Here is a 13,587-nt window from a genome sequence, read left to right as displayed (position 1 = left end):
CGCGCTCAGCGAAGCGGCTTGGCGCTGTCCGCAGGCGGATCTTCCAGCCCCACATTGGTGGAAGCGGCGTCGTAAACGGTCTTGTCGAGCAGGCCGGTTTCCTTGGCCACCAGTACCGGCACCAGCATCTGCCCGGTCACGTTGGTCATGGTGCGCATCATGTCGAGCACGCGATCGATCGCGTACAGGTACCCGATCACTTCCAGCGGCAGGTTGGCCGCGCTCAGCACTACCGTGGCCATGATCACTGCCGTACCCGGCACGCCGGCGGTGCCGAAGCTGCCCAGCACCGAGGCGATCAGCACCACGAAATATTGATTGGCGGTCAACGGCACGCCGGTGTATTGGGCGATGAACACCGCGCACAGCGCCGGGAAGATCGCCCCGCAGCCATCCATCTTGATGCTGGCGCCCAGCGGCACCGCGAACGCGGCGTAGTCCTTGCTCACGCCCAGGTTATGCGTGATCGAACGCATCGCCACGGGCATCGCGGCAAAGCTCGACGAGCTGACGAAGGCCACCTGCATGCCCGGCGCCGCGCCGCGGAAGAACTTCCACGGATTCAGCCCATGCACCAGCAACAGGCTGCTGTAGACCACCACGATGTGGATGGCGCAGGCCAGGTACAGCGCCAATACGAAACTGCCGAACGGCAGCAGCTTCTGGAAGCCATAGCTGCCGACCAGGCCGGCGATCAGGCCGAAGGTGCCGAGCGGGGTCATCTCCAGCACGAAGCGCGTGACCTGGATCATGATGTCGCTCATCTGCGCGGTGAGCTTGCGGGCATCGGCCACGCGCTCGCCGAGCTTGACCATCGCAAAGCCCAACAGTGCGGCGAAGAAGATCACCGGCAGGATCGAGCCGCGCCCGGCCGCCAGCACGGTTTCGCCGGCGGCATTGCTCTTGGTGCCGATGCCGGTCAGCGCGTAGAACGGATTGGACGGCACCACGTCCAGCAGCACCTTGATCGGGCTGGGCACATCGCGCGGTTTCCAGCTGGAGTCCACGCTCAGATTGAAGTGGCCGGCGCCCGGCTGCAGCAGCGTGCCCACCGCCAGCCCCACGCCAACGGCCAAGGCCGCGGTGATCACGAACCACACGAAGGTGCGCCCGCCCAGCGCCGCCACCGACTTCTGCCCGTGCAGCGAGGAGATCGCATTGATCACCGCGAAGAACACCAGCGGCACGGCGATCATCTTGATCAAGGTGACGTACAGATCGCCCAGGGGACCGAACCACACCTCGGCCGCCGGCCCCATGGCCCAGCCAGCCAGCGCGCCCAGGACGAAGCCGGCCACCACGCGCTGCCAGAACGGAATGCGCAACCAGGCCGCAACCAGTCTCATGTCGTCGAATCATCCGGGGGGAGAGTGCATGCACCTTATCGCAGGGGCGCCTTGCCCGCGAGGCCAGGACTGGAACAGCGGCGTGTCATCTGTGCGACGGACGCGGGCCGGCATAATGCGCACTGATTCAGTCACGAGTTCGAACCCGATGCGTTACCGCCTGCCCGTCCTCGCCACCCTGACCACGCTGTGCGTGGCCGCCTGCGCCTCCTCCGGCACTACCGCCTCCGCACCTGCTGCGATCAAGGTGGACGTGCCGCCGGTGACGCATCCAGCCGGCGAGACCCCGCAGTGGTGGTACCGCTCCGGCGCGGCGCGTGCGGCCGGCAACGGCGCGATGGCCGGCAAGGCACGCAATGTGATCCTGTTCCTGGGCGATGGCATGAGCCTGACCACGGTGGCGGCCGCGCGCATCCTGGATGGCCAGCGCAAGGGCGGCCCGGGCGAAGAGAATCTGCTGTCGTGGGAACAGTTCCCCGCCACCGCCTTCAGCAAGACCTACAACACCGATTCGCAGACCCCCGATTCGGCCGGCACCATGACCTCCATCACCACTGGCGTGAAGTCGCACATGGGCGCGATCGGCGTCAGCAGCGGCAGCCGCAGCGACTGCGCCGACAGCTTGAACAAGGGCCTGCTGAGCTGGTTGCAGCTGGCCGATAGCGCCGGCATGGCCACCGGTATCGTCACCACCACCCGTATCACTCATGCCACCCCCGCGGCCACCTACGCGCACTCGCCAGAGCGCAACTGGGAAAACGACACCGACCTGCCCGAGACCGCGCGCACTGCCGGCTGCCAGGACATCGCCCAGCAGCTGCTGTCCACCGCACGCTACGGCCGCGGCCCGCAGGTGGTGCTGGGCGGCGGCCGTAGCCAGTTCCAGACCGTGCAGGAGCGCGACCCCGAGTACGACGACAAGGTCGGCCTGCGCCTGGACGGGCGCGATCTGGTCGCCGAGTGGAAGCAGGCGCACCCGCAGGGCGCCTATGTGTGGAACCAGCAGCAGCTGCAGGCCGCAGCCGGCGCACCGGCATTGCTGGGGCTGTTCGAACCGGACCACATGCAGTTCGACCACGACCGCAACCCCACACCGCAGGGCGAGCCCAGCCTGACCGAGATGACCCGCACCGCCATCCAGTCGCTGTCGCGCGACCCCAACGGCTTCGTGCTGATGGTCGAAGGTGGACGCATCGACCACGCCAACCACGCCGGCAACGCGTATCGCGCGCTGGACGAAACGGTGTCGCTGTCCGATGCGGTACGCACTGCCGTGCAGACCGCACCGCCGGACACCTTGATCATCGTCACCGCCGACCATTCGCACACGCTCAATTTCGTGGGCTATCCGGTGCGCGGCAACCCGATCCTGGGCAAGGTGCGCGGCACCGGTGGCGAGGAAGGCGACCGCACCCAGCTGGCCACCGACATGGCCGGCCAGCCCTACACCACGCTCAGTTACGCCAATGGCCCCGGCTACACCGGCGCCAGCAACGCGCAGCCGGCCGGCTCCAAGAAATACCCGCATGAACCCAGCAGCAGCGAGCCGGCTGCAGGCCGCCCGGACCTGACCCATGTCGACACCGAAGCGCCCGGCTACATGCAGGAAGCATTGGTGGCGACCAAGTCCGAAACCCACGGCGGCGAAGACGTCGGCATCTGGGCCACCGGCCCGGGCAGCGCCGCGTTCCGCGGCACGCTGGAGGAGAACGTGATCTACCACGTGATCGTGCAGGCCACCCCGCGGCTGCGCGAACGCCTGTGCAGGGCCGGCACCTGCGATGCCGCCGGGGTACCGGTGGAACTGCCCAAGCCGGCCACGTTCGAGGCGGCGGGCAGGCGCTGAGATGCCGGCCGGAGTGCGGCAACGGACAGGCGCGCGCGCCGCGCGATGGGCGGATCGGTGCTTGGCCATTGGCGGCGGCCGGCACGCCATCGGTGCACGTCGTTGCAAGGCGGGTGTGCGGACTCAGTCAGCCCGCGGGATGCAATCGATCGCCGGCCGGCCGCGTGTCGTCTGCACCATGGGATCCTTGCGCAGCACGAGGCCTTGATGACTGCCACGTTGTCACTGCTGCCTGTCACACCCCCCGGCCCGGTACTCATCGCCTATAGCGGCGGCATGGACTCGACGGTGCTGCTGCATGCGCTGGCCGCCTTGCAGGCGTATCGCGACCACGGCCTGCGCGCGCTGCACGTGCATCATGGCCTGCACGCCGATGCCGATGTCTGGGCGGCGCACTGCCGGCGGACCTGCCAAGCGTTGGACGTCCCGCTGCAGATCGTGCACGTGCAGGTCGCACGCGACAGCGGCCTGGGGCTGGAAGCGGCCGCCCGCCAGGCGCGCCACGCCGCCTTTGCCGACGCCCTTGCATGCGGCCAATGGCTGGCACTGGCGCATCATCGCGACGATCAGGCCGAGACCTTCCTGCTGCGCGCCCTGCGTGCCTCCGGCCCGGATGGGCTGGCGGCCATGCGCGCGCAGCGGCCATTCGCCGCCGGTACCTTGTGGCGCCCGTTGCTGGCGCACGCACGCGACCAGCTGCAGACCTACGCATACGAACATGGCCTGCAGTGGATCGACGATCCCAGCAACGCCGATCCGCGTTACGACCGTAATTTCCTGCGCACCCACATCCTGCCGTTGCTGCAGCACCGGTGGCCGCAGGCCAGCGAGGCCCTGGCACGCAGCGCGCAGCTGAGCGCCGACGCCGGCGACCTGCTGCTGCACGATGATCTGGCGCTGCTGCCCGCCCTGCTCACCCGACGTGGCGCGCTGGATCTGCAGTTGCTCGCGGCGCAGCCCACCGCACGACAGCCGCGCCTGTTGCGCGCCTGGGCGAACGCGGCGGGCGCGCCGCCGCTCCCTGCGCAAGGCGTGGCAGCGTTGCTGCGGGAGATCGACCTCCCCGCGCCCGACCGCCAGGCCTGCTTCGCTTGGCAGCAAGTCCAGGTGCGACGCTGGCGCCAGTGTCTGTATCTGCTCCGCCCCACGGCCACGTGGCCAGCACAGTGGTCCGCTTACTGGGACGGCGCCCGGCCCTTGCAACTGCCCGATGGTGCAACGCTGGCCCTGCACGCGCCGCAAGCGCTGCGCTTCGCCCACCCGTTGCTGGTGCGCGCCCGTCACGGCGGCGAGCGCATCGTGCTGCCCCAGCGCAGTCACTCGCATCGGCTCAAGCACCTGCTGCAGGCCTCGGACCTGCCGCCGTGGCAACGCGAGCGCCTGCCCATCCTGTGCGACGGTGCGCAAGTGCTGGCCGCCGGCGATCGCATCGTTTCGGGCGCCCTGCACGCCTGGCTGCAGGACAACCACGCCAGCCTGCACTGGCAGGCAAGCAGCCAGGCGAATTGACCGCCCTGGCTGCGCCCCGCACACTTCCACGATGGCCAAGAAGTCCTTGAACGAAACGTCCCCGGTTGCCCGCTTCGAACAGTCGCTGGAAGAGCTCGAGCAACTGGTGCAGAAAATGGAGGTCGGCGACCTGAGCCTGGAGCAGTCGCTCAGCGCCTACGAACGCGGCATCGGCTTGTACCGCGATTGCCAACAGGCGCTGGAACACGCCGAACTGCGCGTGCGCATGCTGACCGACCCCGCACGTCCCGAGCTCGCCGAACCCTTCGAACCGCCCGCACAGGACGGCGGCTGAGGTGAGGTCCAGCGTGTTCGACCACTGGATCGCTCGCACCGAGCGCAATCTGGATGCCTGCCTGCCCATGGCAACGCTACCGCCGCAGCGTTTGCACGCGGCGATGCGGCATGCGGTGCTGGGCGGTGGCAAGCGCATGCGGCCGCTGCTGGTGTACGCCAGCGGCGCACTGTTCGGCGCTGCGGAAGACCTGCTGGATACGCCTGCGGTGGCGGTGGAACTGATCCACGCCTATTCGCTGGTGCACGACGACTTGCCGGCCATGGACGACGATGCCCTGCGCCGCGGCCAGCCCACCGTGCACATCGCCTTCGACGAAGCCACCGCGATCCTGGCCGGCGACGCCCTGCAGGCCCGTGCGTTCGAACTGCTGGCCATGGCACCGGTGGGCGCCGAGCTGCGGGTCGGCTGGTTGCAGAGTCTGGCTACCGCCGCGGGCGCCGCCGGCATGTGCGGCGGCCAGGCGCTGGATATCGACGCCACCGGCCAGGTGCAATCCCTGCACGAACTGCAACGCATGCATACGCTCAAGACCGGCGCGCTGATCCGCGCGGCGGTGCGCATGGGCGCGCTGAGCGGTGCGGCTACGCCGGCCGACCAGCAGCGCCTGGACGACTTCGCCGATGCGCTGGGGCTGGCGTTCCAGGTCCGCGACGACATCCTGGACGTGGAATCGAGTTCGGCGCAGTTGGGCAAGACCGCAGGCAAGGATGCCGCGCAAGCCAAATCCACCTACCCCGCCCTGCTCGGCATGGACGGTGCCAAGGCCAAGCTGGCCGAGCTGGCGACACGCATGCACGACGTGCTGCAGCCCTACGGTCCGCCCGGTGAGACCCTGGCGACCCTGGGCCGGTTTGCGGTGGACCGCGCGCACTAGGCGCGGCTGACCGAGCGTGTGAGCGGCTGCCAGGCGCTTGACGGTGCAAGGGCGCAGTGCTGAGCGACACATGCCGATTCCGAATCGCGGCTGCGCCGGTCTGTTGTCGGTTGGTCGCGCAGAGGGGTTGGGAATGGCTGCATGCGCAACAGACAAAGACGCCAGTTCCTGACATGCGGGGCAGCCGTTGCCTGGATCTCATGCCGTGCATTCGTAGGTCACGCTTCCCGGCCCTTCCCACACTCACCGACAGCCGCTCCCACCTTCGCCTACCGCCCGGGTGCGCATGCAAACAGGCCAGGACTGACGACCATCGCTGCATCCAAAGCGGATTGAGCGCCTGATTCCGGCCGCGATTGCACGTGCCGGGAGTCCGAGGCCGAAAACGTCGCCGTACGCGGTATGCCAGACGCCCCAGCGCACCTCGGCCCGCCGTTGCCCGGTACTCATGCCGTGTGGCTGCATCCAATCCAATGCATGGCTCCGTGCCAGCTCACGGCAATGCCAGGCTGCCAGCGCATGGACAGCGTGTGCCGCATGCACCCCCAAGTTCGCGTTACACGACACCTTTGCGCATTCCGTGCGCCACCGCACGGTCCATCACCTGGGTTCATTCATGCAACAGGCGAGCCTGGTCACAAAACGACACATTGGTCGCCAGCGTTTGTGTCAGCCGGCGACACATGACCGAGCCCATTTCATGACCTCCGGCACGCTTTATTGCTGAATTATATGCATCGGTGATGTATCAGCAGGCATAACCGATGCACGACATTCAGAAATATCGCTAATTGAACGACTTGTCGCGCCCGCTCGCTCTGCCTAGGTTTGGATCGCCCGCGCTCGCGGGCGTCCCCCGACCAAGGAGAGTCACTGGTGAAGAATGTTTTTCTTGCATCGTTTGCAGCAGGCACGCTCGCCGTCGTTGGCGTGCTCGGTTCGGCGCAGGCGCAGTCGTTGCGCGGCCCGGTTCCGTTGACCATCGAACTGTCGCCAGTGGCCGACCAGGCCGGTCGACACCAGGGCAAGATCGCCGTCACGGTCACCAACAACGGCAGCCAGATCGCCCGCGTGCCGACCTATCAATTACCGCTGAAGTCGCTGGACAACGGCATCCTGGAAGTCAGCCGTGACGGCGCGCCGGTGAAGTACACCGGACGCCTGGTCAAGCGTGGCCTGCCGAAGGCCGCGGATTTCACCATTCTGCAGCCGGGCCAGAGCGTCAAGGGCCAGGTCGATCTCGCCGGCGCCTACGACCTGTCCACCAGCGGCAACTACACCATCCAGGTGCGCTCGTCGCTGCAGTACGCCTCGCTGTCGGACGGTAGCCTGATGAAGGCCGCCAACGGTCAGCCGGCCGTGGCCACCAGCACCCCGCTCACCGTCTGGCTGGACGGCGTCAATCGCGGCGTGCAGCGCCAGCTGGCCATTGGCCCGACCGCCGTGGTCAACGGCATCAACTACCTCAACTGCAGCACCACCCGCACCAACCAGGCCGCCAGCGCCGTCACTGCCGCACGCAACTATTCGCAGAACGCACGCAACTATCTCAATGCCGGCAGCACCGGCGCGCGCTACACCACCTGGTTCGGTGCCTACAACGCCTCGCGCTATAGCCGGGTCAGCTCCAACTTCGTCAACATCGACAACGCACTGGACCAGAACAACGGCCAGCTGACGATCAACTGCAGCTGCGAGGCGGATCTGGCCGATGCCTTCGCCTACGTCTATCCGAACCAGCCGTACGAGATCCACGTGTGCAACGCGTTCTGGAGTGCGGCCACGACCGGTACCGACTCCAAGGCCGGCACGCTGGTGCACGAAACCAGCCACTTCACCGTGGTGGCAGGCACCGACGACGTGGTCTACGGCCAGAGCGGCGCGCGCAACCTGGCCCGCACCAATCCGGCCCAGGCCATCATCAATGCCGACAGCCACGAGTACTTCGCCGAAAACACTCCGGCGCAGAACTGAGTGCACAGGCGTTGAAACGACAAAGGCCCGGCATTGCTGCCGGGCCTTTGTATTTACGCAGTACGCGATTACTTGATCAGGCGCAGCGCGAACGGATAGCGGTAGTGCTCGCCGTTGTTGGCCTTGACCGCGGCCAGGATGCAGAACACCAGGCTGGCGATCCACACCAGGGTCGGCAGGAAGAACAGCAGACCGAACGTCACCGTGGCGATGACCACCGCCACGATCATCGCCAGCGTCACCGTGATCTGGAAATTCAACGCTTCCTTGGCCTGATCGGTGGCGAACGGCTTGGAAGGACTCGCATCCTTGCTGATCAGCCAGATCACCAGGGCACCGATGAAATAGGTCAGGATGCCCAGCAGATGCGCTGCCAGGGCAAGGGTGCGCTCCCCGGACGGCGCACCGGTTCCGATCGGCGGCGGCGGTGGTGCGGTGTGTGTCTCGAATTCGCTCATCTGTCTCCCCAAACATGATTGTGGTGCGGCGGACTATAACAACGATTCAGCCAGCCACCAGTGTGGGAAGACATGGTCCCCGCTTCATCCCCTGCATTCGGGGCGATGCGTATGCCCGGGCCGCACGCTCACGCCGGCGGCGAGGCGGGGTGATGGCGGTCAGTAGCGGGAACGATAATGTCGCAACCTGCTGCTGTCGCAAGTGCATTACGCCGCCGCCAGCAGCATCCGGATGAGATCGGGATCGGTCGGACCAACCACCCGACGCCAGCGATCCCCAGCATCGGCACCGACAGCAGCGCGCTCGCCACCAACGACCCGATGCCCAGCACCACTGCCTTCCGGGCCTGCTACGCGGAGAGCAGCCACCTATCCCGCCTCGCCCTCCGCGCCGCAGCCGGTAGCAGCCATGGCACACCAGCCACCACAGCGCACAGCCTCCCAGGTGCACCGTGCCAATAGTGGGAAGCGGCCGACCCGCGTCGAAATGTGTACTGCCGCAAAGTGCGCTGTTCTATCGACGCAGGACTACCGGTCCTGGTGTTGGCTGCACCATCGTCATGGGTCGGCGTTGGCGCATGGCTTCGGTCATTCGTTACCAGCCACCGTCATTCTGCCGACCAGCACCGAGCCGATCCTGACGTGCGAGCGCGGGTCCACGTCGCTGCCCACCGCTTCGATGCCGGCGAACATCTCGCGCAGGTTGCCGGCGATGGTCAGCCCGTCCACCGGATAGGCGATGGCGCCGTTCTCGATCCAGAAGCCGCCGGCGCCGCGCGAGTAATCGCCAGTCACCGGGTTCACGCCATTGCCCATCAGCTCGGTGACCAGCAGACCGCGCGACATGCCGGCGATCATCGATGCCAGATCGCCGGCGTTGGCGCTGACCTGCAGGTTGTGCACGCCGCCGGCGTTGGCGGTGGTTTGCAGCCCCAGCTTGCGCGCCGAATAACTGCCCAACACGTAGCGCTGCAGCACACCGTCGGTGATCAGGGCCGAGCGCCGCGTCGCCACGCCTTCGCCATCGAATGCGGCCGAGCGCAGCCCGCGGCGCAGATGCGGTAGTTCCTCGATGTTGAACCAGTCCGGGAACAGCTTGGTGCCGACGCTGTCGAGCAGAAAGCTGGCGCGGCGATACAGCGCGCCGCCGGACACCGCGCCCAGCAGATGCCCCACCAGCGAGCGCGCCACTTCCGGCGCGAACAGCACCGGCAACGGGCCGGTGGGCAGCGAACGCGGCTGCAACCGCGCCACGGTACGCTCGGCGGCATGCCGGCCAATGGCATCCGGCGCCTCCAGGTCTTCGCGTGCCAGTGCGCTGCTGTACCAGCCATCGCGCTGCATGCCGTCGCCCTGCCCAGCGATCAGCGCGCAGCTGATCGAATGATGCGTGCCGCGCTCACGACCCACGAAGCCATGCGAGTTGGCATATACCGACAGGCTGAGACCGGTGCTGGCCGAAGCGCCGTCGGAATTGCTGATGCGCGCATCGGCATCGCGCCCGGCGGTTTCGCAGGCCAAGGCCAGGTCCACCGCGGTGTCGGCATCCAGCGCCCACGGGTGCCAGCTGTCGAGCTCGGGAAACGCCTGCGCCATCAGCTCCGGGTCGGCCAGGCCGGCGGCCGGATCGTCTTCGGTATAGCGCGCGATCGCGCAGGCCTGTGCCACCGTGGCTTCCAGGCTCGCCTCCTGCAGATCGGCGGTGCTGGCGCTGCCCTTGCGCTTGCCGAAATACACCGTCACCGCGATACCGCGGTCGCGGGTGGATTCGACGGTTTCCACCTCGCCCAGGCGCACGTTCACATCCAGTCCGCGCTCTTCGCTACAGCTCACTTCGGCCTGGGTGGCGCCGGCCGCACGGGCGCGCTCGAGCAGGCGCTGGGAGATCTCGGTCAGCGCATCCAGGCGCTGCAGGCTGTCGTCGGTGACACGGGTTTCGGGGGCAAGTGCGTTCAATGCTTTATCCTTTGGCAGCGGATCCATCCGCAAGAACCCGGCCATCCCTGGCCGGACTGTCTGATTTGGATGCGGATCCGTCCGCAAGAACCCGGCCGTTCATGGCCGGAGATGTTTATCAACCAAGTTTCGGGATGTAGTGGCGATGCGCGGACGTGATGAAGACACCGGTGAATTTCGTGGCGCCAGCCGCAGCCAGCAGCGGCGCGAAGCGCTGGAGATCTTTGCGCTGGGCGAAAAGCTGGTCGCGCTCACGCCGGCCCAGCTGGCCAAGCTGCCGGTGCCCGAATCGCTGATTCCGCATATCGAAGAAAGCAAGCGCATCACCTCGCATATCGCCCACAAGCGGCAGCTGGCGTTTCTGGCCAAGCACATGCGCCGCGAGGACGACGAAACCCTGGACGCGATCCGCGAGGCGCTGGATGCCAACAGCGACACCGCGCGCCGCGAAGTGGCCGCGATCCACCGTGTCGAGCGCTGGCGCGAACGCCTGCTCGCCGAAAGCGACACCGCGCTGGCCGAACTGCTGGAAACCTACCCGGACGCCGACCGCCAGCAACTGCGCCAGCTGGTGCGCAACGCGATCCACGAACGCGCCAAGAACAAACCCCCGCGCGCCTATCGCGAGCTGTTCCAGGTGCTGCGCGATCTGTCTCGAGCGCAGGGAGTGGAGAGTGGGGATTCGGGATTGGACGACGAGCAGGATCTGGAAGACGACGAATAGCGCCTGGCGGCCACAATCGCGGAGCAGCTCAACCAGCGCCTCCGCCGCAGCCAGCCGCGGCAGCATGCGTCCAGCATCAGCAACCTGGGTAGGCGACACCTGAGCGCCGAGGACGCTACGCGCCTCTACCGCTGCGCCGCCCGATGCTCTGATCCCGATTCCCGGTATCAAGCCCGACGCAGCACAGGGCATGGCCACATGGCGCCCCGCTCCTGCCGTTACGACTCCCGAATCCCGGCTCCCAAATCCCCGCATCTCAGGCCTGCGTTCCGCCAACCGTAATGCCGTCGATCAGCAGCGACGGCTGGCCCACGCCCACCGGCACGCTCTGGCCGTCCTTGCCGCAGACGCCCACGCCTTCGTCCAGCGCCAGGTCATTGCCGATCATGCGCACCTTCTGCATGGTTTCCGGGCCGTTGCCGATCAGGGTGGCACCCTTCACCGGCGCGGTGACCTTGCCGTCTTCGATCAGGTAGGCCTCGGTGGCCGAGAACACGTACTTGCCGCTGGTGATGTCGACCTGGCCGCCGCCGAAGTTCACTGCATAGATGCCCTTCCTGACCGAGCGGATCATTTCCTGCGGGTCGTGCTGGCCGGCGCGCATGTAGGTATTGGTCATGCGCGGCATGGTCAGGTGCGCGAACGATTCGCGGCGGCCGTTGCCGGTGGGCGCCACGCCCATCAGGCGGGCGTTGTGGCTGTCCTGCATGTAGCCCACCAGCACGCCGTCCTCGATCAGGGTGGTGCACTGGCTGGGCGTGCCCTCGTCGTCGATGTTGAGCGAGCCGCGACGCCCATCCAGGGTGCCGTCGTCGACGATGGTCACGCCCGGCGAGGCCACGCGCTCGCCGATGCGCCCGGCGTAGACGCTGGTGCCCTTGCGATTGAAATCGCCTTCCAGCCCGTGGCCGACCGCCTCGTGCAGCAATACGCCGGGCCAGCCCGGGCCGAGCACGACCGGCATCACGCCGGCCGGTGCGGGGATGGCATCCAGATTGACCAGCGCCTGGCGCAGGGCCTCGCGCGCAAAACCTTCCGGGCGGCCATCGGCGAACAGTTCGGCATAGCCATAGCGGCCACCACCACCTGAGTAGCCGGACTCGCGGCGGCCGTTGTGCTCGACGATGACCTGCACGTTCAGCCGTACCAGCGGGCGCACGTCGGCCGCCAGCACGCCATCGCTGCGCGCGATCAGTACGGTATCCACGCCGCCGGACAGGCTCACCATCACCTGCTTGACGCGCGGGTCGGCGGCGCGCAGGAACTGGTCGATGCGGCGCAGCAGGTCCACCTTGGTGGCGCTGTCCATGTCGTCGATCGGGTCGGTGGCCGGGTACAACGCACGGCCATTGCCACGCACCAGCGCGCGGCTGGGGTGCGCGCCGCCATCGCGCGAAATCGCGCGCGCCGATTGCGCCGCTTCCAGCAGGGTGTCGCGCTGGATATCGTCGGAGTATGCAAAGCCGGTCTTTTCGCCGGCGATCGCGCGCACGCCCACGCCTTGTTCGATGGAATGCGCGCCGTCCTTGACGATGCCGTCTTCCACGCTCCAGCTCTCGCGCCGCGAATGCTGGAAATACAGGTCGCCGAAGTCGATACCGGGGCCCAGCAGGGCACCGAAGGTGCGGTCCAGATGGCCGGCGTCCAGGCCGGAAGGAAGCAGCAGCCGGGTTTCGGCCAGAGTGAGAGCGTTATCGGTCATGCGATCAGGATGGGGCCCGCGCGCCGGGGAGACAAGTCGTCCGGCTGAATCGGGCGCGCCGCTATCATCGCCGGATCGTTCCTTTCGCTGCGCCTGCGCATGAAGCTCATCGCCCACGTCCTGGACGGCCACACGCTGGACATCCGCCCTGCCCCGCACGCGCGCGACTGGATGGATGCCACCGACCAGCGCTACGCCTACCGCTGCCTGCCGTTGGCGATCGCCAATGCGCATGGCTGGGAGCTGCTGTGCCAGTCCGGCTTCCAGGCGCAGTGGGATGGCAGCGATGGGCTGGACGCCATTGCCATCAGCGCCGATGCCGGCACTGCCGCGCCGGCGATCAGCCATTTCGGCTACGGCGTGCTGACCTTCCATGTGCCCTGCCTGTTCCGCACCGACAGCGGGGTCGACCTGTTCGTCACCGGCCCGTTGAACCGGCCCAAGGATGGTATCGGCGCATTGAGCGGCCTGGTGGAAACCGACTGGAGCCCCTCCACCTTCACCATGAACTGGCGTTTCACCCGGCCCGGCAAGGTGCGCTTTGCGGCCGGCGAGCCGTTCTGCCATCTGTTCCCGCTGCAGCGGCAGTTGATCGAGCAGGTGCAACCGCAGTGGAAGCCGCTGTCCGAAGCGCCGCAACTGGCGCAGCAGCATGCCGACTGGACGCACAGCCGCACCCGCTTTCTGCAGGAACTGCCCGACGCGCAATCGGCGGCGGCGCGCGAAAAGTGGCAGCGCGGCTATTTCCGCGGCGTCGCCGGAGCAGACCAGACGCCGCAACCGGGCCACCGTGCCCGTCTGCGCCTGCCGATGTTCACCCGCGCCGGTAGCGACGAGGACGCAGCAGGCGGCTGAGCGCACGCTGCGCATCGAGGCGCGTGCGAGGCGGCCGGTGGCGGA

At 67.4% G+C, this 13,587-nt stretch carries 11 protein-coding genes; 7 read left to right on the top strand and 4 right to left on the bottom strand.

The window, feature by feature from the left end:
• Positions 1–5: 5 nt before the first annotated feature.
• Positions 6–1,346, bottom strand: a complete 1,341-nt coding sequence (locus tag ACCQ05_RS07945) for a dicarboxylate/amino acid:cation symporter (protein ID WP_372393459.1) — start codon at positions 1,344–1,346, stop codon at positions 6–8.
• Positions 1,347–1,494: 148 nt separating this feature from the next.
• On the opposite strand from ACCQ05_RS07945, the gene ACCQ05_RS07940 reads away from it, so the two are divergent.
• The 5 genes from ACCQ05_RS07940 to ACCQ05_RS07920 all read left to right on the top strand — a co-directional run bounded on the left by ACCQ05_RS07940 (position 1,495) and on the right by ACCQ05_RS07920 (position 7,847).
• Entirely contained in the window at positions 1,495–3,192 is a 1,698-nt protein-coding gene (locus tag ACCQ05_RS07940; protein WP_372393458.1) for an alkaline phosphatase, read from the top strand.
• Positions 3,193–3,399: 207 nt separating this feature from the next.
• On the top strand, positions 3,400–4,701 hold the full coding sequence (gene tilS, locus ACCQ05_RS07935) for a tRNA lysidine(34) synthetase TilS (protein ID WP_372393457.1): 1,302 nt from the start codon (positions 3,400–3,402) through the stop codon (positions 4,699–4,701).
• Positions 4,702–4,732: 31 nt separating this feature from the next.
• Complete coding sequence (locus ACCQ05_RS07930; protein WP_104540163.1) at positions 4,733–4,996, top strand: exodeoxyribonuclease VII small subunit; 264 nt, start codon at positions 4,733–4,735, stop codon at positions 4,994–4,996.
• Between the two features lies 1 nt (position 4,997).
• Positions 4,998–5,873: a polyprenyl synthetase family protein gene (locus ACCQ05_RS07925; protein ID WP_372393456.1), complete on the top strand. Its 876-nt coding sequence runs from the start codon at positions 4,998–5,000 to the stop codon at positions 5,871–5,873.
• Between the two features lie 876 nt (positions 5,874–6,749).
• Positions 6,750–7,847 (top strand): M35 family metalloendopeptidase, encoded by a 1,098-nt coding sequence (locus ACCQ05_RS07920; RefSeq protein WP_372393455.1) that lies wholly within the window; start codon positions 6,750–6,752, stop codon positions 7,845–7,847.
• A gap of 68 nt (positions 7,848–7,915) precedes the next feature.
• On the opposite strand, the gene ACCQ05_RS07915 is transcribed toward ACCQ05_RS07920, so the two are convergent.
• Positions 7,916–8,305, bottom strand: a complete 390-nt coding sequence (locus ACCQ05_RS07915; RefSeq protein ID WP_104540160.1) for a DUF4870 domain-containing protein — start codon at positions 8,303–8,305, stop codon at positions 7,916–7,918.
• Positions 8,306–8,893: 588 nt separating this feature from the next.
• A complete protein-coding gene (gene pmbA, locus ACCQ05_RS07910; protein ID WP_372393454.1) occupies positions 8,894–10,261 on the bottom strand; it encodes a metalloprotease PmbA in 1,368 nt (455 codons plus the stop codon).
• Between the two features lie 145 nt (positions 10,262–10,406).
• Between pmbA and yjgA the strand changes: the two genes are divergently transcribed.
• Positions 10,407–10,985, top strand: a complete 579-nt coding sequence (gene yjgA, locus ACCQ05_RS07905; RefSeq protein WP_372393453.1) for a ribosome biogenesis factor YjgA — start codon at positions 10,407–10,409, stop codon at positions 10,983–10,985.
• A 256-nt stretch (positions 10,986–11,241) separates the two neighbouring features.
• Here yjgA and tldD read toward each other — a convergent pair whose 3' ends face one another.
• The gene (gene tldD, locus ACCQ05_RS07900) at positions 11,242–12,687 is read right to left on the bottom strand and encodes a metalloprotease TldD (protein WP_372393452.1); all 1,446 of its coding nucleotides are present in this window, start codon (positions 12,685–12,687) and stop codon (positions 11,242–11,244) included.
• A gap of 99 nt (positions 12,688–12,786) precedes the next feature.
• Between tldD and ACCQ05_RS07895 the strand changes: the two genes are divergently transcribed.
• The gene (locus ACCQ05_RS07895) at positions 12,787–13,542 is read left to right on the top strand and encodes a DUF6065 family protein (protein ID WP_372393451.1); all 756 of its coding nucleotides are present in this window, start codon (positions 12,787–12,789) and stop codon (positions 13,540–13,542) included.
• Positions 13,543–13,587 lie beyond the last annotated feature (45 nt).

Source organism: Xanthomonas sp. NCPPB 3582 (genome assembly GCF_041475735.2).
Classification (GTDB): domain Bacteria; phylum Pseudomonadota; class Gammaproteobacteria; order Xanthomonadales; family Xanthomonadaceae; genus Xanthomonas; species Xanthomonas codiaei.
Note: the sequence above shows the minus strand (reverse complement) of the source record. Positions and strands in the feature narration are given on the sequence as shown.